Annotated in this window: 18 protein-coding genes, 2 tRNA genes and 1 pseudogene; 15 read left to right on the top strand and 6 right to left on the bottom strand. The window is 34.5% G+C overall.

The features are described 5' to 3' along the window. Positions 1 to 87 precede the first annotated feature (87 nt). From OOK82_RS01455 to OOK82_RS01430, 6 genes are all read left to right on the top strand, one after another. A complete protein-coding gene (locus OOK82_RS01455) occupies positions 88 to 3174 on the top strand; it encodes a phosphoribosylformylglycinamidine synthase subunit PurL (RefSeq protein WP_264704318.1) in 3087 nt (1028 codons plus the stop codon). A gap of 77 nt (positions 3175 to 3251) precedes the next feature. After that, positions 3252 to 3764 carry a hypothetical protein gene (locus OOK82_RS01450; protein WP_264704317.1) on the top strand — a complete coding sequence of 171 codons (513 nt, stop codon included), beginning with the start codon at positions 3252 to 3254 and terminating at the stop codon, positions 3762 to 3764. Between the two features lie 262 nt (positions 3765 to 4026). Then, positions 4027 to 4104 (top strand) — tRNA-Arg (locus tag OOK82_RS01445). An 82-nt stretch (positions 4105 to 4186) separates the two neighbouring features. Further along, on the top strand, positions 4187 to 5305 hold the full coding sequence (gene dnaJ / locus OOK82_RS01440) for a molecular chaperone DnaJ (RefSeq protein WP_012481762.1): 1119 nt from the start codon (positions 4187 to 4189) through the stop codon (positions 5303 to 5305). Positions 5306 to 5474: 169 nt separating this feature from the next. Continuing rightward, positions 5475 to 7109, top strand: a complete 1635-nt coding sequence (locus OOK82_RS01435; protein WP_264704316.1) for a ribonuclease J — start codon at positions 5475 to 5477, stop codon at positions 7107 to 7109. A gap of 446 nt (positions 7110 to 7555) precedes the next feature. Beyond that, positions 7556 to 8812 (top strand): Tol-Pal system protein TolB, encoded by a 1257-nt coding sequence (locus tag OOK82_RS01430; protein WP_064085826.1) that lies wholly within the window; start codon positions 7556 to 7558, stop codon positions 8810 to 8812. A 38-nt stretch (positions 8813 to 8850) separates the two neighbouring features. Here OOK82_RS01430 and gatC read toward each other — a convergent pair whose 3' ends face one another. Together gatC and OOK82_RS01420 are read right to left on the bottom strand one after the other, a co-directional pair. Further along, on the bottom strand, positions 8851 to 9204 hold the full coding sequence (gatC, locus tag OOK82_RS01425; protein WP_010401704.1) for an Asp-tRNA(Asn)/Glu-tRNA(Gln) amidotransferase subunit GatC: 354 nt from the start codon (positions 9202 to 9204) through the stop codon (positions 8851 to 8853). Beyond that, on the bottom strand, positions 9194 to 10114 hold the full coding sequence (locus OOK82_RS01420) for a ribose-phosphate diphosphokinase (RefSeq protein ID WP_264686413.1): 921 nt from the start codon (positions 10112 to 10114) through the stop codon (positions 9194 to 9196). Before OOK82_RS01420 ends, gatC begins: the two co-directional genes overlap by 11 nt. Positions 10115 to 10400: 286 nt before the next feature. Here OOK82_RS01420 and OOK82_RS01415 point away from each other — a divergent pair, with 286 nt between their 5' ends. After that, positions 10401 to 12404 carry an AAA family ATPase gene (locus OOK82_RS01415; protein ID WP_264704315.1) on the top strand — a complete coding sequence of 668 codons (2004 nt, stop codon included), beginning with the start codon at positions 10401 to 10403 and terminating at the stop codon, positions 12402 to 12404. 346 nt (positions 12405 to 12750) lie between these two features. Here the strand turns inward: OOK82_RS01415 and tkt are convergent, their stop codons facing one another. Further along, on the bottom strand, positions 12751 to 14715 hold the full coding sequence (gene tkt / locus OOK82_RS01410) for a transketolase (RefSeq protein ID WP_264686415.1): 1965 nt from the start codon (positions 14713 to 14715) through the stop codon (positions 12751 to 12753). A 113-nt stretch (positions 14716 to 14828) separates the two neighbouring features. Between tkt and rpsD the strand changes: the two genes are divergently transcribed. The 8 genes from rpsD to dnaQ all read left to right on the top strand — a co-directional run bounded on the left by rpsD (position 14829) and on the right by dnaQ (position 19062). After that, positions 14829 to 15443, top strand: coding sequence for a 30S ribosomal protein S4 (gene rpsD / locus OOK82_RS01405; RefSeq protein WP_006012690.1), 615 nt, complete (start codon positions 14829 to 14831; stop codon positions 15441 to 15443). Between the two features lie 10 nt (positions 15444 to 15453). Further along, positions 15454 to 15540: transfer RNA gene (locus OOK82_RS01400), tRNA-Leu, on the top strand. Positions 15541 to 15560: 20 nt separating this feature from the next. Next, positions 15561 to 15755 (top strand): Fe-S cluster assembly protein IscX, encoded by a 195-nt coding sequence (gene iscX / locus OOK82_RS01395; RefSeq protein ID WP_007302643.1) that lies wholly within the window; start codon positions 15561 to 15563, stop codon positions 15753 to 15755. A gap of 267 nt (positions 15756 to 16022) precedes the next feature. Next, positions 16023 to 16346 carry a DUF721 domain-containing protein gene (locus tag OOK82_RS01390; protein ID WP_006012687.1) on the top strand — a complete coding sequence of 108 codons (324 nt, stop codon included), beginning with the start codon at positions 16023 to 16025 and terminating at the stop codon, positions 16344 to 16346. Positions 16347 to 16400: 54 nt separating this feature from the next. Further along, complete coding sequence (gene rpmB, locus OOK82_RS01385; RefSeq protein ID WP_264704314.1) at positions 16401 to 16715, top strand: 50S ribosomal protein L28; 315 nt, start codon at positions 16401 to 16403, stop codon at positions 16713 to 16715. After that, on the top strand, positions 16708 to 17571 hold the full coding sequence (gene lipA / locus OOK82_RS01380) for a lipoyl synthase (protein ID WP_264686416.1): 864 nt from the start codon (positions 16708 to 16710) through the stop codon (positions 17569 to 17571). Before rpmB ends, lipA begins: the two co-directional genes overlap by 8 nt. Before the next feature lie 204 nt (positions 17572 to 17775). Continuing rightward, positions 17776 to 17961 carry a hypothetical protein gene (locus OOK82_RS01375; RefSeq protein ID WP_264704313.1) on the top strand — a complete coding sequence of 62 codons (186 nt, stop codon included), beginning with the start codon at positions 17776 to 17778 and terminating at the stop codon, positions 17959 to 17961. A 441-nt stretch (positions 17962 to 18402) separates the two neighbouring features. After that, the gene (dnaQ, locus tag OOK82_RS01370; protein WP_372436136.1) at positions 18403 to 19062 is read left to right on the top strand and encodes a DNA polymerase III subunit epsilon; all 660 of its coding nucleotides are present in this window, start codon (positions 18403 to 18405) and stop codon (positions 19060 to 19062) included. 81 nt (positions 19063 to 19143) lie between these two features. On the opposite strand, the gene OOK82_RS01365 is transcribed toward dnaQ, so the two are convergent. The 3 genes and pseudogenes from OOK82_RS01365 to OOK82_RS01355 form a co-directional block, all read right to left on the bottom strand. Further along, positions 19144 to 19971, bottom strand: coding sequence for a hypothetical protein (locus OOK82_RS01365; RefSeq protein ID WP_264686417.1), 828 nt, complete (start codon positions 19969 to 19971; stop codon positions 19144 to 19146). 91 nt (positions 19972 to 20062) lie between these two features. Next, positions 20063 to 21157: a hypothetical protein gene (locus OOK82_RS01360; protein ID WP_264704312.1), complete on the bottom strand. Its 1095-nt coding sequence runs from the start codon at positions 21155 to 21157 to the stop codon at positions 20063 to 20065. Between the two features lie 214 nt (positions 21158 to 21371). Beyond that, positions 21372 to 22535, bottom strand: a pseudogene (locus OOK82_RS01355) (hypothetical protein). Positions 22536 to 22553 lie beyond the last annotated feature (18 nt).

Below are 22553 nucleotides of genomic sequence, written 5' to 3'. Positions count from 1 at the left end.
CACTTTTATTGTATAGAAATTATTTAAAATATAAATGTGCTCGCAGTTTCTTATGCTATGATATATTAAAGTCTTTCACAATATTACATGGCAAACATCAGAATAGAAGTTTTTAATAAATGTGAACAAGTTGGCCGCAGAAGGGTAGTTAATGTTTACTTGATTTACATAAGCAAAGAATTACCATCAAAATTACATGAAGAAATTTGTGGGCTATTTTATAATAAAGTCATACAAGACTGCCGTTATTATTCCTACAATGAAAACCTTGAAAAAGTTCAATATAACTTCATAGAATCACAAGCAAAGTGGGGCTTGGAGATAAGCTTTTTACCTGGCATGACCGATAACGTAGGAAACACGGCAAAACAAATTGTTAGAGAATATCTAATGAGCAAAGGCCACATTGATGAAAGTGTTTCTATCAAGGCAAGAAGTTCAAAATTGATTCTAAGTCAAGGAGGTTTTCCAACCGAAGATGACATAAAACAGGAATTCAATCCTATTACTGAATATTGCACACTTGTCTATAAAGAAAACGGCAATTGCCATTGGAAGTATTACAGTAAACCAAATACCCCACCTGGTGTCATTACAGCGCGTGACCAGGAAAAAAAAGAATGGATTCCAGTGTCAAGCACTGGGATGACACCAGGTAATAATGGAGCAAAATCTGTCAAACTCAATGTAAGTGACCAAGAGCTTGAAAAAATCAGCAGAGATGGAATCGATGGTAATGGCACTTTAGGGCTCTCGCTGGCAGCAATGAAAGCTATAAAGGATTACTTTAAAAAACTCGGTAGAAATCCATATGATATTGAACTTGAGTCTCTGGCACAGACTTGGTCTGAACATTGTAAACACAATATTTTTTGCTCCCCTATTGATGAAATAAAAGATGGTCTATATGCTCATTATATTAAGCGTGCAACGCGTGAGATAAATTCTAACATATGCGTGTCAGTTTTCTCCGACAACGCAGGAGGAATAATTTTTGATGACGATTACTTGATTGTAGATAAAGTTGAAACTCACAATAGTCCTTCAGCTCTCGATCCGTTCGGTGGAGCAATGACTGGAGTGCTTGGAGTTAATCGAGATATAGTCGGTTTTGGCAAAGGTGCAGAACCTATCATGAATACTTATTACTTTTGCTTTGCCAAAGAATCAAAAGGCAAACTTTATAGAGATAAAGAGCGTACTGATAAAATCTTACCACCAAAATATATAATGAAAGAAGTGATTCACGGTGTTAATGTTGCTGGTAATTGCTCCGGTATTCCAACGCAACTTGGATCGGTATACTTTGACGATAGATTCTGTGGAAAGCCATTAGTTTTTGTTGGAAGCATCGGAATTATTCCACGGAATATAAATAATGCACCTTCACACATAAAAGAACCCAAAAACGGTGATAAAATCGTAATTATTGGTGGAAGAGTTGGAAGGGACGGAATTCACGGTGCAACTTTTTCTTCAGAGGCATTGTCGGGAAACAGCCCTTCAACAATTGTGCAAATTGGTGATCCTATAACACAAAAAAAATTATCCAACGCCGTCGTAAAAGCAAGAGATCTTGGTCTTTATAATGCAATAACGGATAATGGAGCAGGCGGTCTATCATCGTCCATTGGTGAAATGGGAAAAGACGGATTTGAAGTTGATTTGAGCAAGGTTCTCCTTAAAAACGATGGTATGGCTCCGTGGGAAATATGGATATCAGAATCACAAGAGAGAATGACCTTAGCAGTGCCAGAAGAAAATCTTCCTGCGTTTAAGCAAATCATGAAAACACATGATGTGGAGGTCTGTGTAATTGGAGAATTCAACAAAAGTGGCAAAGCCGTTGTTAAATGTCCCCCAGGGGCAGTAATAATGGACATCGAAACTGAATTTCTGCATGATGGTAATCCTAAAATGCATTTACAGACAAAGCCATGGTCTGGAAAATCTAACCCATACGCTGTCATTCCAGAATTCTCTCCTGTTATCCCAGTTCTTGACACTGGAATCCAGCAGGCTTTGTCTGCAAATAAATCTAAAACTTTATGTAAAAATACGTGCGATGGCAGAGTTGAGCTTGAGATAGATTCCAGTGTCAAGCACTGGAATGACACCTTTGCACTAAAAGAAATGCTAAGCAGACCAAACATACGCAGCAAAGAGTTTATAGTGGTGCAATATGACCATGAGGTTCAAGGATCGTCAATACTGAAACCACTGCAAGGCAAGGGAAGAGTGTGCAGTGAAGCTGTTGTCTCGAGGCCAGTCCTTTCTTCAAACAAAGGTGTTGTAAAATCGCAGGGATTTGGCTCAAGTTATGGAGAAATTGACACTTATCACATGGCAGCATGTGCGATTGACACTGCAATACGCAACTACGTAGCTGCAGGAGGAAATATAAATCATCTAGCGTTGCTCGACAATTTTTGCTGGTGCGATGCTTATAATCCAGAAAGATTGTGGCAACTAAAGAGATCTGCAGAGGCTTGTTACAACTTTGCAACTGCATTTAAAACGCCATTCATATCCGGAAAAGACAGTATGTTCAATGACTTCAAGGGATATGACGAAAATGGCGAGAAAGTGATGATATCTGCACCACCTTCACTACTCATTTCAGCAATTGGAGTTATAGACAATATTGAAAATGCGGTATCGCTTGATGTGAAAATGCCAGGGGACTTGATATATGTGCTTGGTACAACCTACGATGAGCTTGGTAGATCTGAATATCAGTTATATAGTGGAATAGATAATAACAACGTGCCAAAAGTTAATGCAAAGAGCGCTAGGAAGTTGTATGAACGTTACAACCAGGCAATAAAAGATGGCATAATTGTCTCTGCAATTGCACCAAACTTAGGCGGCTTAATTATTGCTTTGGCAAAATCGCTAATTGCAGGAGACCTTGGTGCTGAAATTGATCTTTCACTAGTACCAATAGGAAAAACACAAAATACAGACATAATAAACAAGATAATAATGTTTTCTGAATCGCAAAGTAGAATATTAGTAACCATTGCCCCGCAAAATCAGCGGAAGTTTGAAGAATTGTTTAAAGGTATAGTTTTTTCATGTATTGGAAAAGTGACAGAGGAGAAAGCTCTCAATATAAAGGATATTATAAGAATAGATTTGAAAGACTTAGGTACTAGTTTAAATAACTTTTGATTACGCTAGACAAATTTTTCATTATGTGTAATGTCTGATTAAAATAAATGCATATTATTAAATTTGGGTAGGTGATTATGTCCATTTTATCAATACTCTTGCTTATCAGTCTTTCTTTACTTAACACTTCAAATAAATTAATGATATGTGCTGCCTTATTTGTGGGAGCTACTTTAGTTGTAAACTCAATGGTTGAGTTTTATGGTAGAAGCAAAGCTACTTACAGCTTAATAGTGTGTACAGTGATATGCTGTCTTTTTAAATTGCAAAATTTTAGTTTTATGATACTGGTTCTATATACTGCAATTTTAATCTCTCTTCTCTCAAGCATAGTTGTTTTTGAAGAATTAAAGTCGAAATTGAATTTTCATATGGCAAATTTCATCACTTTAATTATAGCATCGGTCATTGATAGTACGATTATTTGTGTTGGACTACTATACAAAATTTCTGCAGGTAAATACTTATCAATATATATTAAAGATTTAATTTTCAAGTTTTCCTATGCATCGATATTGAGTATCTGCTTGTTTGTAGGAATGTATTTATTCTCCTTGGCAAGCAAGAAGTATTTTAAGGTTTCTGCATAACCCGTCTTCTGATATAGCCAAAATAGTTTAGATTTAACTATAACCGTCATTCCGCTATTTGTTAGCAGCTTGGAAGTATAATGTGAAAAGCTCTTATTCGGATAGCGGTTCTAAAATCACAGTAATTGGAAACTGTTAACTTAAGTTATCCTTTAAGAGAGCTAGTACAATTTCTTACAGGTTTCATACATGATAAGAGTTTTATTTTTAGCTAAACCAATTGAAATAAGCTATAAAATCTGTTAAAGTCAGCTTTGTGCAAGCACCCTTAGCTCAGTTGGATTAGAGCATTTGACTACGGATCAAAAGGTCGGGCGTTCAAGTCGCTCAGGGTGCACCATATTTTATAGGAAATAGAGGTCATACTTGAAATTCATATATGTAATACCTATCTTTAAAGGTAAAATACTGAGCTATTATATATGAACAAAAAAGACTACTATGATCTGCTAGAAGTGAGCAGAAATGCTAGTACTGACGAGATAAAAAAAGCATATAAAAAACTAGCATTAAAATATCATCCTGACAGAAACCCTGGTAATAAGGAAGCAGAGGAAAAATTTAAAGAAGTAACAGCTGCATATGAAGTTCTATCTGACTCTGAAAAAAGAGCAGGTTATGATCGTTATGGTCACGATGGTGCTTCCGGTGGATTTGATTTCAGCCAAGCTGGAGGGGATTTTAGCGATATATTTAACGATTTTTTTGGTGGAGGATTCGGCGGCAGTACAAGTAGGTCAAGAACAAAAAGAAGTACAACAGGAGTATCTGGAGCAGATCTGCGCTACGACCTTAAAATTACCTTGGAAGATGCATTTAAAGGAATACAAGCACCTATACATTATGTGACAAATATAAAATGTAATACATGCCAAGGCACAGGTAGCGAAGGAGCAATCAAACCAGTTCAGTGCAACACATGCCAGGGAAGCGGTAGAATTAGAACTCAACAGGGCTTTTTTACCATTGAAAGAACGTGTACTACATGCTATGGGGAAGGAGAAATAATACAAAATAAATGTAAGAAATGCGGTGGAAGTGGACGTAAAAGAGATGAAGTAAATATCTCCGTTTCAATTCCAAAAGGCATAGAAGAAGGAGCTAAAGTAAGGGTCAGTGGTAAAGGAGAAGCTGGAGCAAGAGGTGGAAAAAGCGGAGATTTATACGTATGTGTGAAAATAGCTACTCATCAGATCTTCACTCGCAATAGAGCAGATTTACACTGTAAAGTGCCTATAAGAATGACACTAGCAGTACTTGGTGGTGAAATCGATATTCAATCAATTGATGGAGCTAAAATAAAAGTAAAGGTCCCTGAAGGCACTCAAACTGGTACCAAACTACGTTGTAGGGAAAAGGGTATGCCATATATGAACTCACATGCTCGTGGTGATTTATACGTACAGGTAATAGTTGAGACTTTAAATCCAAAGAATTTAACCCAAAAGCAGATTGAGCTATTAAAAGCGCTTGAGGAAGAGGAACATGAAAGTGTAGAGCAGAAATCTGAAGGATTCTTTGGAAAAGTAAAAAAAAAATGAGAAATTTGCTAAATGATATAAAGAGGTAGCTGTATACACTTAATTCTTTTTACCAATTTGAAAGCCTTCTCTTTTAGTGAAAAGATTTTTTTAAGTTATGCAAAAGTGATAAATTCCTTTATTTAAGGTCGAAGTTTTGCTATCCTCGCATTTTAATAATTTAAAATTAATGAACATAAACAAAAATGAGTTTTTATTTCTTCCTCTTGGAGGAGTAGGAAGAATTGGGATGAACGTTAGCCTATATCATTATCAAGGCAAGTGGATTATGATCGACCTTGGTATCGGTTTTGCAGATGAAACTATGCCAGGTGTTGAGCTGCTCATCGCTGATGTAGATTTTATTGCTCAAAGAAAAAAAGATTTGCTTGGAATAATAATTACACATGCACATGAAGATCACTGTGGTGCAGTGCCTCATCTGTGGGAAGAGTTAGAATGTCCCATATATACAACAAAGTTTACGGTTAACTTTCTCAAAGAAAAATTGAAAGAATTTCGATTGGAAGGTATAGTGCCTTTGAAAGAGGTGGACATAAATGGCAGCATAAATTTGGGTCCTTTTACCGTTGAGTTTATAAATGTAACTCATTCAATTCCTGAAGCAAATTCAATATTAATTAGCACTGAAGCAGGTAGTGCACTTCATACTGGGGACTGGAAATTTGATCCAAAACCTGTTGTTGGATTAATTTCTAATATAGAGCGTTTAAAAGAAATTGGCGATAAAGGTGATCTACTTGCAGCAATTTGTGATTCAACAAACATACTGAGCAAACACGACCCTGAATCAGAAAGTGAAATTTATGATAATATTTACAATATAATAAAGCGGTCTAAAAAATTGATTGCTGTATCGCTATTTGCCTCAAATGTGGCGCGAATTGAGACTATCGCTAAAGCTGCACAAGCACTAAATAGAAAAGTGATTTTACTTGGCAGATCTTTATGGAGAATAGTGAAAGTTGCTCAGGATAGTGGTTATTTAACTGATTCTCCTGAGTTTCTAGAAGCAAAGGAGGCAGTAAATTTTCCAAGGGAAAAGCTGGTGCTACTTTGCACAGGTTGTCAAGGTGAGCCACTGGCAGCAACCTCAAGGCTTGCTAATAAGAGTCATCAAGCATTTAAAATGCAGCAAGGTGATACCATGATCTTTTCATCAAAAATCATTCCTGGCAATGAAACTCGTGCACATAACATGCTCAATGCCTTTATTGAGATGGGAGTGGAAGTTATTACTGAAAAAACAGAGAATGTTCATGCTTCCGGACATCCAGTAAAAGCAGAGCTAAGGGAAATGTATTCTTTGATAAAACCTAAGATAGCTATTCCAGTTCATGGTGAGTATATTCATACGGATGCACATGTAAAGTTCGCTAAAGAGTGCGGTGTGAAAAAAGCAATAATGATTGCACCAGGTGATATTGTTAATTTGGAGAATGGAGAAAAAGTTAGTTCAATTGATGTTGACTACTTTGGTATTGATGGTACGTTGCTACGCCATCCAGAATGCAGCATTATAAAGATGCGTGAGAGAATGAGAGATGCTGGGGTTATTGTAGTAACAGCAATTGTGAATAAGAAAAACAAATTGCTCGCTAAGCCAAAAGTATTTGCACCTGGTGTTTTCGAAGCGCAAGAAGATGCAGCCATTATGCAAAAGATCATAGAGAAGGTTGAGTCAGCATTTAGTCCACAACCGATAAAAAAAATAAGAAATAAGATTGAAAGTTCAATATTTAGTATCTTAAAGGAATATTTACTAAAAAGACCTATAATTGAAGTCCAAATAGAACAGGTATAGAAATATACCTCTTTTTATTAACCATTATTTGAGTAAGAAGTTAACAATGTATTCTTTGATGTTATTTCAGCATGCAATACTGGAATCCGTAAAAAAAAATCAGTGTCAGATCACACAACTATACAAACATTGTGATTTGAATCTACCAGAAGGGTGCCATCTCAACGCCCAGGCAAACATTGTAGTTTTAGAGCAATCTCCACCAGTAGAGTGTCATCCCAGTGCTCTGACACTGGAATCCAGTTTTTCATGCAACCTTGTCAAAGACGTTTATTTTAGAATAAAACAGCTACTTTTATGCTTGCCACCTCAGTGCACTTACTTGCAGTCAAATTTCTGGATTCCAGTGTCAAGTACTGCAGAAATTGATTTACTCTACTGTCATGCAGTTTAACTTCAAAAGTAAGCTATTTGCTGAGATGACAGGAGGTAATGCAAGAAATCTAATGAAGCTATTCGTTCAACTGGTGTTATTTATTTCGTTATTTATTCCTTATTCCACAAAAGCTGTTTTATATGTTGATATAAAAAAAAGCAATATTGGTAATATTGATCTTGTTGTATCTAAATGTGCATGCAAGACAGAAGTGGAAAGTGAGCTAAGTGAAAGCATCACAAAAGTAATTGAAACAAATCTATCTAATTGTGGCTTATTTAATGTGAAACGTAACACGAAAGTTGAGTCTTGGAAAAGCGATACTGTAGTCACAGTAAGTTTAAGTGAAGTATCAAACAGAAATTTAGAGCTATCTTTTCGTTTATCTGACAGCTTTACAAACAGAGAATTACTTACTCAGTCGGTTGTTTTTCTAGCAAAAGACTGGAGGAAAATTAGTCATCTTGTTTCAGATGTGATACATGATAGATTGATTGGTGAGAAAGGGCATTTCAATACAAAAATTACATATATCGCTGAAGAAAAAGATAGCAATTACAAATCCGTCCGTAAAATTGCTGTGATGAATCAAGATGGAAGTAATATAAAGTACTTAACAAATGGTGAGAAATTTGTGTCAACACCAAGATTTTCACCAAATGGAAAGGGTATTGTTTATATCTCATACACAAATGGTAAAAGTTATATAATATTAAAAAATTTAAAAGATAACACTGAATCAATAATCAGCGCATTTGAAGGAGTTATTTCTGCACCAAGATTTTCTCCTGATGGTAAATCTCTTTTTATTTCCCACTCATTGAGTGGTGAAACAAATATATTATCTCTAGACTTAAGTAGTAAACGAACAAAAAAAATTACTAAAGGTTCAGCTATAAGTACTTCTCCCTCTTTGTCTCCAGATCAAAAGTACATGGTTTTTAGTTCTGATATAAGTGGAAGTCAGCAACTATATATCATAGATTTCACTAAAAAAAGCAAAAAACCCAAGAGAATTAGTTTTGGAAATGGAAGATATGCTACACCTGTTTGGTCGCCAAAAGGAGATCTGATAGCTTTTACAAAAATTCAGTCAGGAAAATTTTACATAGGAGTTATGAAGCCAGATGGCAAAGAAGAGCGCTTGCTTTCAGAGGGACATAAAATTGAATCTCCGGCATGGCTACCAAATGGCAGAGAAATTATCTTTACTAACGCAGAATCACCAAGCAACTCTAAATTATATTTAGTAGATTTAGTAAAGAAAAATCAAAAAATGGTTTTTACTCCAACGAATGCTTCTTTACCAGATTGGTCTTATTTTTGAAAGTAGATCTATAAAATCGGTATAAATCTTGCTTTATCTTAATCGTTTATAACCTTCGGTACTACGAAATACCCATGCTCCGATTTTGTATTGGATAATATTTCTTCTTTAATGTTTTGAGAATTTATAATATCATCGCGTACATGGACATCCTTATCTATAGTTCCATAACGCATAGGAGAAACACCTTCAGTATTAACTTTCAACAAAGTATCATGTATCCAATCCAGCATTGTCAGTTCTTTTGAGTAGTATTGAATCTCATCATCGGATAACTTAATCCTCACAAGCTGTGCAGTTTTAAGCATTTCTTCCTTAGTAATTGTTATTTTTCTCTTATTTGCAAATTCTATTAACGAAGTGATAACATCTTCTGTTGATCTAGCTGGCACTTTTACCTCCTTGCATAAAGCAAATTAAAATATTTACAATTGAAACAACCTCTATCTTATCATTTTTTTCAAATTTGTGAAATACGGTGTCCGTAATTACTAATTTATCCAGAGAAGAGGAAGAGATTTTCTCAACTGCATTTCCTGAAAGTATTCCATGTGTAATGCACGAAACTACAGACTTTGCTCCTCGGTTTTTTAAAGCAAGAGCTGCATTACATAATGTTCCGCCAGAGTCAACTATATCATCAACAATGACGCAATTTTTGTTTGCAACTTCTCCGATTACATTCATTACCTCAGATGTACCTGCTTTTTCTCTATATTTATCTACTACAACAATATCATTATCCAACTTGTGTTTTTCCTCTAAAATCTTTGCAAAAGTACGAGCTCTGCCAATTGCTCCAACATCAGGCGCAACTATTGCCAAGTTTTCCTTGTATATAGAGTTAACAAATACTTCAAAACAGCTTAGATTAGTAACTGGTATATCAAAAAAACCTTCAATTTGACTTGAATGCAAATCAATAGCAGCAACACTGTTTGCACCAGCTGTTTGAATAAGATTTGCAGTTAATTTAGCACTTAAAGCAGATTGCATATTATTGTTTTTAATAACCCTATCCTGCCTACTGTATCCGTAATAAGGAATAATAGCTGTTATTCTCTTGGCTCCAGATCTCTTTGCTGCATCAATTGTAAGCAGAAGCTCCATAAGGTTATCATTTACAGGGGAAGAAAGAGATTGTACTATATATACCTCTTGATTACGTAGATCATTTGCTACTTCTACATTTACCTCACCATCGGCAAATCTTGACACCTGATTGGGGAATAGCTGAGCATTTAGCCCACTTGCTATTGAATCTCCTAATCGTTTACTAGCGCTACCTATTATTACCTTCATATATACCAATTAAGTTTTGAAAATTATACAGAAACCATGGAACGATTAAAACTTTATTCTTGCCGCCAAGTGGATCATAGAAACGAAAAAGTTACTCGAAACATTTCACCAGCTTTCTTATCATGCAACTCGTTTTCACAAAGGTACGTACTATTTTTCTACTTAAAAATAAAGTAAATTTTTTGTGATGCTAAGCATTTTCTATAATTTTTCATTAGATTTATTAAAAATTTGACAATTATTAAAATATAGGCTAAAATATCTATATATTTAATGGAGAAACGAAATGGATTTTAGTCAATTTGTTCGAGACGACTTTCTTGATTTGCACTCGAAAACAATAAACATAAGTGAATTAGTAAGATTTTTACAGAGCAATCCTAATATTACAAAGCTTAGTTTAAAACACTGTTATATTGATGATGAAGGAGCAGAAGCTTTAGCTAATGGTAATCTTGCAAACCTTACTCAACTTAATTTAAGTTCGAACAGTATTGGTGATGAAGGAGCAAAAGCTTTAGCTAATGGTAATCTTGCAAACCTTACTCAACTTAATTTAAGTTGGAACAGTATTGGTGATGAAGGAGCAGAAGCTTTAGCTAATGGTAATCTTACAAACCTTACTTCACTTGATGTAGCTTTGAACAACATTGGTGATAAAGGAGAAAAAGCTTTAGCTGGTCTTAAAAAAGTTAATGTTAAAGGTATAGAAAATTTTAGAACAATGGATAGTTTGATAAATAAATTCACACAAAGTAACTCTTCAATAGAAATTTTTGATCCAGCTAAATCGGAAAATAAAACAACACTTGATGATATTATAATTCCAGAAAGCGTTAAAAAGGAGCTAAACAAGATTCTTGGTACTATTCCAGAAAGAAATAAAGAATTACTTAAAAAGACAGGTTACAAACCAGAAAAAGGCTATCTTTTTTATGGTCCACCCGGAAATGGTAAAACCAAAATTGCTCGTGCAATTGCATGTCAAGCTAATGCAAAGTTTATTAGTGTTTCTGCATCTGAATTTCTGAAATCGTATATTGGTGAAGGTGAAAAGTACGTAAGAGAAATTTTTAAAAAGGCAAGAGCAAATGCTCCTTGTATAATTTTTATAGATGAAATTGATTGTATTGCTACAAAACGTGGTAGCGGTGGTAGTTCTAGTCATGCTCAATCATGCGACAGCCTTGTGAATCAGTTTTTAACCGAGCTCGATGGTTTCAACCCACTAGAAGGTGTAACAGTAATTGCTGCAACTAATCGTAGAGATGTTTTAGACACAGCGTTTACTAGGCCAGGCCGTCTCTATAATCATATTGAAATTCCTTTACCAGATAAGACCCAGCGTAAGGATATATTGGACTTATATATAAAAAAATTCAAAGATACCGAAGGGTTGGAAGTTACAGTAGATACTGGAAAACTTGCAGATAAAACTGATGGTTTCTCGGGAGCTGAGTTAGAATATTTAATAAATAAAACAGCATGGGATATTATATATAATGCTACAACTGAAGGAAAAGTCGCTATTAACAAGAATCACTTCATTAAGGCAATTAAGAAGAAGAAATCTCAAGGGCCTGAAAGTGAGCAAGTTAATAATGATCTAGAGTCACTCAATAGTCCTGTTGATAATGAAAATAATGTAGAAAGTCATAGCTCTGCAAATAGTGGTCCAAATGTTGTAGATACTCAACAGTTGGCTAAAGTGACTAAATTACTTAATGATATACAAATTAAAATTAATGCGCTACAGGAAGAACGTGAGGAAATATTTGAAGAACTTGACTCTATGAGCAGTAACTTAGAACAGGGCCTAGATTCTGTAAGGAAAGACTTAATTAAAGTAACTCAATGTGCTGAAGAACACACTCAATTAAAGAATAATAATCTAAAGACTATCACTGAAAAATATACTCAACTAAAGAGTGAATTAGAGAGTATGGTAACAACCGAACTCAAGAAACATGAAAGCACATTAGAGAATCGTGTTAAAGATCTACAAAAACAATTTGAAGGTAAAAATAAAGAGCTAAATAGTAAATATGAAAAATTCTTAGGAGCAAGCAACAATAGTAAAAGGCAAGGTAGTTACGCCTCTATTTCTTTTGTATTATCTGGAGCATCTGCTGTTGGTGCAAGTTTGACAATGTTTCATTTAGCAATGTGTCTTTCACTCGCTGTAGCCGCATTAATTTTTCTTGCAGCAGGATGTTACTGTTTGTATAAGGCAAATACAACACTTAGTAATGTTGAAATTGATCAAACTACTAATCTTGTAGTTGTTTAGATAGTTTTTAGGCTTTTAAATCTGTACCTGTTTGGCAAGTTAAAAAGTCCTTGCTGGTGCTGTAGCTTAAATTGAAGAAAATGGCGGAAGTGTAGAGTGAGGTAGTTTTTGATCAAAAATTTAAGATATTTTTAAAAAAACCACCTTTCTTGACGCGTATGAACACTCCCAAATTTTTTATAGGTTTGACTTCACCTGATTTACAAATAGAAATTGGTTGAGTGTTTGCCATTTATTCTTATAAACAGCATTTTGCTTTTTTTAGCACGTAGCAATTCTTGAATTCTATGATATTATTTTTGTAAAATTGTTATATATATCATAATAACGGCACTGGCTGAGTTCATTAAGTAATTTTATGGGCAGTGGAATGATAAAAAGCGTTTTCACAAACACATTTTACTACATAATCAGCGCTAATATTAAAATGCTTATAAAGAGCTTCATAAGGTGCTGATTCTCCAAAATTTTTCATGCCAATAAATATACCGTTTGAACCTATATATTTATGCCAACCCACTTCACTTCCAGCTTCAATTGCAACTTTAATACTATCATTATTTAATATTACCCCTTTATATTCATCACTTTGCTCGTCAAAAAGCCTCCAAGACGGCATAGAAATGACCCTTGTACCTACACCTTTTTCCTGTAATTTTTCTCTTGCCTCAACTGCAATTTCAACTTCAGATCCGGTAGCAAATATCGTCACTTCTAGCTTCCCTGAATATTCGCATAGTATATATGCACCAAATTTTGATAGGTTGGCCAATTGGTCAGTATAAGAGTGCATGTAATTAATATTTTGCCTTGAAAGCGCAAATAGTGCAGGTGACTCTTTTTTTTCAAGTGCAATGCTAATGCACTCCAAAGTTTCAATTGCATCTGCTGGCCTAAAAACATACAGATTTGGTATAGCTCTCAGAGAAGCTAAATGCTCTATTGGCTGGTGAGTTGGACCATCTTCTCCTACTCCAATTGAGTCATGAGTCATTACATATATAACCTGCTGTTTCATCAAGGCTGAAAGACGTATAGCAGGGCGGCAGTAGTCGGAAAACACTAAAAAAGTTCCACCATAAGGAATAATCCCACCATGAAGAGCCATACCATTCATACAAGCTGCCATAGCGTGCTCTCTCACTCCATAGTGTACATAAGAGCCACTATAATTATTACTATCTATTGCCTGCATGTGCTTATATTTAGTACAATTTGAACCGGTAAGATCAGCAGAGCCACCAATTAGTTCTGGCATAGACTTAGTTAATAGTTCCATTACTCTGCCGAAAGAAGATCGAGTAGCTTCGTTTGGCATTAGCTTACATATTTGTTTCTTCAGATCAGCCAAATCACTCTCGATATTATTCGGCAAACGTTTCTCAAGTCTTCTTTGTAGTTCTTTATTGATCAAGGATGTATAGTTTTGCTTTGCCCTCTTAACTGTTTCTATCCAAGCGTTTCTCACATCTTCTGGTACATGAAATGGTTCATAGTCCCAATTTAATTTTTCTCTCATCTGTTTTACATCTTCCTCTGTAAAGGCACCACTATGAGCAGAAGATGTGCCAGCACGGCTCGAAAATTTTCCGATAATAGTTTTGCAACAGATTAGTGTAGGTTTATCAGACTTTTGCGCCTGCTCTATTGCAAGGGATATAGCATCAAAGTCATGCCCATCGATTTTGTCAACATTCCATCCATACGCTGAAAAACGCTTTTCTACATCATCAGAGCAAGAGAGGCTAGTAGAGCCGTCTATAGAGATGTCATTGTCGTCAAAAAGTGCTATCAGCTTATTTAATTTAAGATGCCCAGCAAGGGACGCTGCTTCATGGCTTATACCTTCCATAAGACAACCATCTCCTAGCATTACATAAGTGTAGTGACTGATTTCAAACTGCTTTTCAAGAATCGATTCAGCAAGTGCCATGCCAACAGCAGTGGCAAATCCCTGACCAAGCGGGCCTGTTGTTGCTTCTATACCAGAAGTTAAGCCAAATTCTGGGTGACCTGGAGTTTTTGATGTAAGTTGCCTGAAGTTTTTTAGTTCATCTATACTAATGTAGCCTGTCAGATATAATATAGAGTATTGCAACATTGAACCGTGACCATTTGATAGGACGAAACGATCTCTACTGATCCATTGAGAATCATCAGGGTTATGGTTTAGATATTTAGCAAATAATACAGTGGCAACATCTGCCATGCCAAGTGGCATACCTGGATGTCCAGAATTTGCTTTTTGTACTGCATCAATTGATAAAAAGCGGACAGCATTTGCCATGGATTTTAGTAGTAGATGATTCATGTATTAATAGGAAAACTTAAAAGTGAAGTATACTATATCATAGTGGCAAAAACAAGTTGACACTTAATGTTAAAATCATTAATAATTTATAGTTAGATTGTGAGAATTTTTGTATGACAACTGTTATCAATAGAAAGTATAGAATCAGTCGCAGGCTTGGTGTAAACTTATGGGGTAGAGCAAAAGATTCGGTCAATAAAAGAAAATACCCTCCAGGTCAGCATGGTATTCTTGGATTTAAGAAGTTATCTGATTTTGGTAAGCAGTTTGCTGCACATAAAAAATTTAAGTTCTACTATGCAATTTCAAGTAAGCAGCTTAGACGTACATTTTTAGATGCCTACAAAAGAAAGGGTTATACGGCTGATAATTTTATTGGTGCCTTAGAATCAAGGTTAAGTTCTGTTTTATATCACTCTGGTTTTGTGCCAACAATTTACTCGGCAAAACAGCTTATATCTCATAAACATGTTACAGTTAATGATAAGGTGGTTAACATATCAAGTTATAGAGTGAAGCCTGGTGATATAGTAAAAATAAGGGAAAGAGCAGCAAAAATTCCTATATTAATAGAGGCTGAACAAAAACAAGAACGTAAGGCTCCAGATTATTTAGAGGCAGACAGCAAAGCACTTTCAGTGAAGTATTTGAGAGCGCCTCAATATTCCGAAGTCCCCTATTCAGCAGACATGGAAGTCAATTTAGTAGTAGAATTTTACTCTAGATAAACAACATAAGGCCCGTGTGGCGGAATCGGTAGACGCAGCGGACTTAAAATCCGTGGGTTTTGCGACCTTGGGAGTTCAAGTCTCCCCATGGGCACCAGTTTAATTTATTAAAAAAGTATGAAATGGCTTGATATAGAAGATATTGCAGAAGCTCTAGAAGAGAAATTTCCAAATGAAGATATAATTAGTATTAGATTCACTGAACTTAAAAGAAAAGTCTTGGATTTAGAAGAGTTTGATGATGATGAAAAGTATTGTAATGAAAAAATATTAGAGGCCATTCAAGCAGCTTGGATTGCAGAAAGATCTTAAAAAACAGATAGCTATAAGAAAATTACTGCATACAGTAAAAAGATAATCTTCTTGGAAATACTATACTTTACTCGAATTTTAATTAGCTTCATAATAATTTAACAAATTAAAATTAAAAATGATTACAAGGTAGGAAACACAAAATTCTGGCAAATGCTAGATATACAAATACTGCTTTTTATGTGTGAGGCCGAGGATTATGAAAACAATAAGTTAGTTTTTTGTATAAGAAAGTTGTAATATAATTTAATTTTAAGCACTGGAAAGATGTTTAAATATAGCGGGCCAAAGAAATTAAAATCTATAATAGAAAACTATGCATTAAAATGCATGAAAAATAAGATCAGCAAAAATGAAATACGTCTTATTTTAAACTGGAAAAGTATAGTTGGAGAGGAATTAGCAGAATGTACAAAACCACAAAAGATCTCATACGCACAAAACGTAAATTCTGGTGTTCTGCATCTGTTAGTAACAAATGGCAGTAAAGCATTAGAAATGCAGCATATGGTTTCTCTTGTAATAGAAAAAATTACAGTGTTTTTTGGCTATAAAGCAGTATACGGTATAAAAATCAAGCAAGGGAGTTGACTATTTAACTATATAAGGTTAACCTAGTTACATAGGATAAATTGGTATATTGAAGTGAGTAGAATTTGTGAATTAACAAATAGAAAAAAGTCTTTTGGTAATAAGGTATCGCACTCAAATCGTAAAACAAAGCGTACCTTTCTCTTAAATTTACATAAGGTTACATTAACGAGTAATATATTAGAAAAAAAGTTTAGCTTTCGTATAGCGGCAAGAACTTTAAGAACTATAGATTACAAAGGTGATCTTGATGCTTTCTTGCTCAACACAAAAACAATTAAACTAAGTAAAGAAGCGCAAAAGATAAAAAGAAGATTAAAGAAAGTTTTAGCAAAACAAGAGGTAGAGCTAGCTGTTTCAGATGCATAGTAAGCCTACATGGCTCAGAGCAAAAGCTCCAGCTGGTAAAGTATTCAATGAAACCTTAAACACTGTTAAGCTACATAACTTACATACAGTATGCGAAGAAGCTGCGTGTCCAAATATTGGTGAATGTTGGAATAAACGTCATGCTACTGTGATGATTCTCGGTTCTGTTTGTACTCGTGCTTGTGCGTTTTGCAACGTTGCAACTGGCATTCCTGATAAGCTCGATCCTCATGAACCAGAAAATTTAGCAAAAGCAATAAAAAAGTTAAATTTAAAGCACGTTGTCATTACCTCTGTTGACCGTGACGATTTACCAGATGGTGGTGCAAATCAGTTTATAAGGTGTATAGAAGAAATTAGAAAGATAACTTCGGAAACAACAATAGAGATTCTCACTCCTGATTTTTTAAATAAGAAAGGAGCATTTGAAGCAATAGCTATTGCATCACCTGATGTTTATAACCACAACATCGAAACAGTACCAAGGCTGTATGCAAAAATAAGACCAAGAGCTCGTTATTTTCATTCACTATATTTGCTAAAGATGGTGAAACAGATTAATCCTAAACTTTTCACGAAGTCAGGGCTTATGGTTGGTCTTGGAGAAACAAAAGAAGAAATCTTTCAGGTTATGGATGATTTACGTAGCGCCGAAGTTGATTTCATTACAATTGGTCAATATCTGCAACCAACTCCAAAGCATGCAAAAATTGATAGATATGTTACTCCAGAAGAGTTTGAGCATTATAAATATATTGCTTATTCTAAAGGCTTCTTGGTAGTTGCATCAAGTCCATTAACCCGTTCATCATATCACGCTGAAGAAGATTTTAACAGGCTCAAGTCCTGTAATTGACATCTCGATTTTATTGTCCCAAATTTGGGACAATAAGTCAGGAAAGCTTAGTGTGTTGCCCTGGGCTTAACTTTTTACTTAGCTGATCACAAAAAGTATGAATTTTACAGCACCTAAACCAGCTGTTTAAGATCTTATATAAGCAATTGACAGCTACTGAGATGCCAGCTAAAATATTTACATAGTATATTAACATAGGGTAAGGTGAACTTTAGTGACTATGTACATGACAAAATTTTAACAATATCAGATATAAGTGCTAAGATTGATGTAAGAGATCTAGTAAACTTTCTAAAGAATAAAAAAGATATTAACGAGCTTAATTTAATAAATGTAGAGATTGATAGTAAAGATGTAAAAGAGTTAGGTAAACTTACACATCTTACTTAGCTTACTCTAAGGAACAATAAACTTGGTTTTGAAGGTGCAGGATATATAGGTAAAAGCAATCTAAAAAACCTTACTTTACTTGAAATAAGTAATAACAATATTGGAGACATAGGTTTTGCATTTTTGATTGGCAGCAAACGTCTCCCAAATCTTACTTTATTAAATGTAGAAAACAACAACATTGTTGGAGTGTGGCGCCACCACTATGGAGGAGATATAGCACTCAAAAATCTCACCTCACTTTATGTAGAAGGTAACGGTAAAAAATTCTTAAATGATAAAGAAGTTATCCTTGATAGTATAAAAAAAAGCTCAATAACCGAAGCGCCTGGACACTCTAGAGTAAAAGATGGTGAAGGTGCTACAAAAAAATTAGTAGCTAAAAGAAAAAAAACGATACAAGCTACCAATAGTCAGTCAGATCCTAGTAGTAGGTTAAGTATAGAACTTTCCAAACAAGATGGGCTGCGTGAAATAGTACTTGACACTGAAACTACAGGTCTTGATGTCAATAGCCATCGAATTATCGAAATAGGGTGTGTAGAACTAATTAATCATATTCCAACAGGCAAAGTATTCCATCGATACATCAACCCAGAAAGGAGCATAGACAAAGGTGCATTTAAAGTTCACGGTATCAGCGAAGAATTTCTAAAGGATAAGCCATTATTTTCAGAGATTGCATCTGAATTTCTTAATTTTATATCTAGCGATACTTTGGTAATTCACAATGCTGGATTTGACATTAAATTTTTGAACATGGAACTTGGTAAACTGAATGCCAAATTAATCTCTTCAGACAGAGTGTTAGATACATTACCGCTTGCAAGAAAGAAATTTGGACCACCGGCTTCTTTAAGTGCATTGTGTGAGCGTTTTGGTATATCGCTAGAGAGTAGGGAGTTACATGGAGCGCTAATTGACGCTGAGTTGCTAGCAAAAGTATATGTTGAGCGATTACAAACTCCTTTGGATCGATGTCAGCATGCAGTACGTAACTTATCTCTTAGAGGACACTTGCCAAGTAATGAAGAAGTTAGTGAGCAGTTAGATGAGATTAACGTATCTGTTCATGAGGGAGTAGTAGATAGAAGATTGTAAAAACGCCTTTTTGCTTTCAGTAGCGAAATTATTCTCTCAATGAATGTGTTTTCTAGCTTTAAAAATGCGAATCTCAATATCTTATCTTGAATTACTTAACTGTTGGTTCAAGTTTAAGTTCTTATCATGGTATGTATTTACATCTTTTAACACTTTAAGTGGTTCACCTAGAATATGTTCCACTTTTGTCTCAAATTTAAATCCCAAATTTCCAAAAAATTCTTGAAAATACTCAATAGTAATGTCACACAAACTTCTACCACTTGCTTTATAATTTTTCAGCTCTTTCGGAATATTAATAAGCACTTTACCATCCTCATATGTTACATTTCGACCCTTACATTTTAGTTTAAATTCTACTGAACTGCAAAAACCTGGTGTTTTAATATCATTAACAAGATCACTGCTGCACACCTTTATACAATCCATGCTAAAATTAAATTTTAGACAATTGGAGTCACGGCAATCCATACTATAAGTTATTGTTATGCTAGAATCTAACACAAGCAAGCCAAATGGAGAAAGAGCCTTTAATATATGAAGAAACAGAAAATGATTATACCCTTCTTGATGATAGTTAGTTATCAATTCTTCCATGATAGAGTCACTCGGAACTTCTGCACCAGCATATTCAAATATTTTTATGAAAATTTGCTTAAGAAATGGACTATAGTTCTTTCTTCCATTCTCATCTTCTAAAATGAGATCTTTATGTTTTGAATATAGCTTCTCAATAAGCTCATTAGGCACTTCTTTCTCATTAATAGTAAGGTTGTGTGATCTACCAAGGTCAATATATGTGTTGTAACCAGAGTTCCAACAATCTGATTTTATTGGCACAGATTTTAAATCAGCATACTTGAGCTTTTCCACTTCAGATTTTAATGCATTAACTATTTTTTTTGCCATATTATTCCCTCTATCACATAGATTAATACTAGTATTATATTTTATTGACTGTCAATTATTTAGAACCTTTGCTTTAAAGGACTTTCTATCTTTAACAACTGTTATGCAAGCGCATTGCTACCCTGTCTACTTCTGCTCCTTCCAGCTTGTTATCTACTCGTTCATGGTATAGATCTTTTCCCTTCGTCCAGGATAGGTCACCATTTATTGTACAAACGTAATTGCCATTGTTCTTTTCGAAAAAAAATAGCCCTAGTTTGCTTTCGTCTTGACCGATCAATCCATTACGGACTACTTCCACGGTATAAAATTGACCTAAATTTAAACCTATTTCACGATACCTAGAATAATGACAGACTAGCGGATCATATAGTTCTCTTATCTTACCATTTCTTAGATCAACTATTTTGCGCTCTATCTTATCTAATTCCTCTATAACACTCTTCCCTTTTTTCTTCGCTTCATCATCTAACAGCTGTTTCTCTCCCAACCCTTTATAAATAGCAAAAAACCGTAGTTTTTCTTTTTTCACAAAATTAGATAAACGCTCTGCTAACTCATAGCACATTTTTTCTTGACTCAGTATTGCGCTTTTATATTGAGATAAAATATTAATCGCTATATGTGGACAACTTACTGCAATCAGATCATTATTTAAATCCGTTTTAATAATTTTGCCGGTCTCTTGATTAACATGTGCAGTAATTTGCCCTAATAAAATTCCCTCAGGAATTGTTATATCCTTCCCTATATGAGAGTCAATGGCTTTTAAAGAATCAAAATCTATATATATCCCACCTTCGTGTCCTGTAAACTGCTTTAAGAGTGCCAGAGCAACTAATCTAAAAGTATCTATTTCAACAGCAAAGTATGTTCTTTGTTCATCTGTCATGTTATACATATCTCTAAAGAAATCTTTGATACTAGTATCTTTACCATCTATCTTCCATCCTTGATCTATTTCGCTCCAGTCATACTGATGCAAGTCTATAACATGTACTCCTTCAATTCCTTTCAGTTCACATTTTAAATCATCTATTTGATTTTCTTTGAATCCAGGACCGTTGATAATCAAATATATATCCCTCTCTTCTTTATTTATTAATTTATGATTTTTTATTATATCTAAGTAATTAAGGTCACTGTTTTTACCATCTGGTAAAGATGCACCATGTACTCTTGGCACCCAAGTTAGTATTATTGGCGCTTCATTTGATAATTTTTTTACCTCAACACATTGATATACTTATATTATTATAATGAAATTCTAGCAAAGCATAAGTAAAATTTAAGTATTCTCCAAAAATTCTCGCTTCCTTACTACCTACCATAAGTTTTAGTTTACAGTCTCTGCTTCAAAGAACTTTCTATTTTTAATATAGAAAGTCCTTTAATAACTGTTATGCAAGCGATAGCTTTTCCATTGCCATCTGGTCTATTTTTGCTTCTTCCAGCTTGTTATCTACTCGTTCATGGTATAGATCTTTTCCCTTCATCCAGGATAGGTCGCTCTCTTACTTAAAAACATAATTACCATTGTTCCCTCCAAAAGTAAATAACTTACATCTGCTAACTTCTTCACCAATCAGTCCTTTAGTAACTACCTTTTGAATGTGTACGTGACCTAAGTTAAAACCTGTTGAAGAACAACCAAGATATGATGAATTAAGATATTGAAAATTTTGTGATTGCGTATCATACAACGCTACTATTCCTCTCTTTTCAAGATCATCTACGTATCTGTTTACCTCTTTGGTTGTTTTTTTTACCTTTCCCTCAATTATTTCTATTTGTTCCTCTGTAATTTTTTTCTTTTCTCTCAGCTTCGCAAGATCTTTATCCAATAGTTCATCCATTAACAATGGTAAACGTTGTTTTATATCACTGCACATTTCTTTTTGGCTTAATATTTTATCCTTATACTCAGATAAAATATCAGCTGCTACGCTTGAATCATTTATTGCAACTAGATCATTATTTAAGGCTATTTGAATAATTCTTCCACTATTCTGGTCAGGCATTACCAATACAGCCCCTAACAATATTCCCTCAGGGATTGTTATATCCTTCCCTATATGAGTGTCAATGGCTTTTAAAGAATCAAAGTCTATATATATTGCACCTCTCTCTCCTGTCATTTTTTCTGAAAGAGCAAGAGCAATTAATCTAAAAGTATCTATTTCAATAGCAAAATACATCCTTTGCTCCTCCGACATATTATACATATTTTTGAAGAAGTCCTTTATGCTAATATCTTTACCATCTATTTTCCATCCTTCATCTATCTCACTCCAGTCATATTGGTGTAAGTCTACAACATGCACTCCTTTAATTTCTTTCAGTTCACGCTTTAAATTATCTATTTGATTTTCTTCAAATCCAGGACCATTTATAACCAGATATATGTCTCTCTCCTCTTTGTTTTTTAATTTATGATTTTTAATTATTTCTAAATAATTCAGGGTACTATTTTTACCATCTGGTAAAGATGCACCATGTACTCTTGGCACCCATGTTAGTATTATTGGCGCTTCATTTGATAATTTTTTTATATTACCGATCATTATTTTACCTTACTATAT

The sequence above is a fragment of the Wolbachia endosymbiont (group B) of Apotomis betuletana genome (assembly GCF_947250475.1).
Lineage (GTDB): Bacteria > Pseudomonadota > Alphaproteobacteria > Rickettsiales > Anaplasmataceae > Wolbachia.
Note: the sequence above shows the minus strand (reverse complement) of the source record. Positions and strands in the feature narration are given on the sequence as shown.

Coding starts and splice junctions, on each gene's coding strand:
- tkt (WP_264686415.1), bottom strand. CDS start 14,715: ATGAATCATCTACTACTAAAATCCATGGCAAATGCTGTCCGCTTTTTA.
- iscX (WP_007302643.1), top strand. CDS start 15,561: ATGAAATGGCTTGATATAGAAGATATTGCAGAAGCTCTAGAAGAGAAA.
- OOK82_RS01435 (WP_264704316.1), top strand. CDS start 5,475: ATGAACATAAACAAAAATGAGTTTTTATTTCTTCCTCTTGGAGGAGTA.
- OOK82_RS01450 (WP_264704317.1), top strand. CDS start 3,252: ATGTCCATTTTATCAATACTCTTGCTTATCAGTCTTTCTTTACTTAAC.
- OOK82_RS01390 (WP_006012687.1), top strand. CDS start 16,023: ATGTTTAAATATAGCGGGCCAAAGAAATTAAAATCTATAATAGAAAAC.
- OOK82_RS01455 (WP_264704318.1), top strand. CDS start 88: ATGGCAAACATCAGAATAGAAGTTTTTAATAAATGTGAACAAGTTGGC.
- OOK82_RS01415 (WP_264704315.1), top strand. CDS start 10,401: ATGGATTTTAGTCAATTTGTTCGAGACGACTTTCTTGATTTGCACTCG.
- OOK82_RS01420 (WP_264686413.1), bottom strand. CDS start 10,114: ATGAAGGTAATAATAGGTAGCGCTAGTAAACGATTAGGAGATTCAATA.
- OOK82_RS01430 (WP_064085826.1), top strand. CDS start 7,556: ATGAAGCTATTCGTTCAACTGGTGTTATTTATTTCGTTATTTATTCCT.
- OOK82_RS01365 (WP_264686417.1), bottom strand. CDS start 19,971: ATGGCAAAAAAAATAGTTAATGCATTAAAATCTGAAGTGGAAAAGCTC.
- rpsD (WP_006012690.1), top strand. CDS start 14,829: ATGACAACTGTTATCAATAGAAAGTATAGAATCAGTCGCAGGCTTGGT.
- lipA (WP_264686416.1), top strand. CDS start 16,708: ATGCATAGTAAGCCTACATGGCTCAGAGCAAAAGCTCCAGCTGGTAAA.
- dnaJ (WP_012481762.1), top strand. CDS start 4,187: ATGAACAAAAAAGACTACTATGATCTGCTAGAAGTGAGCAGAAATGCT.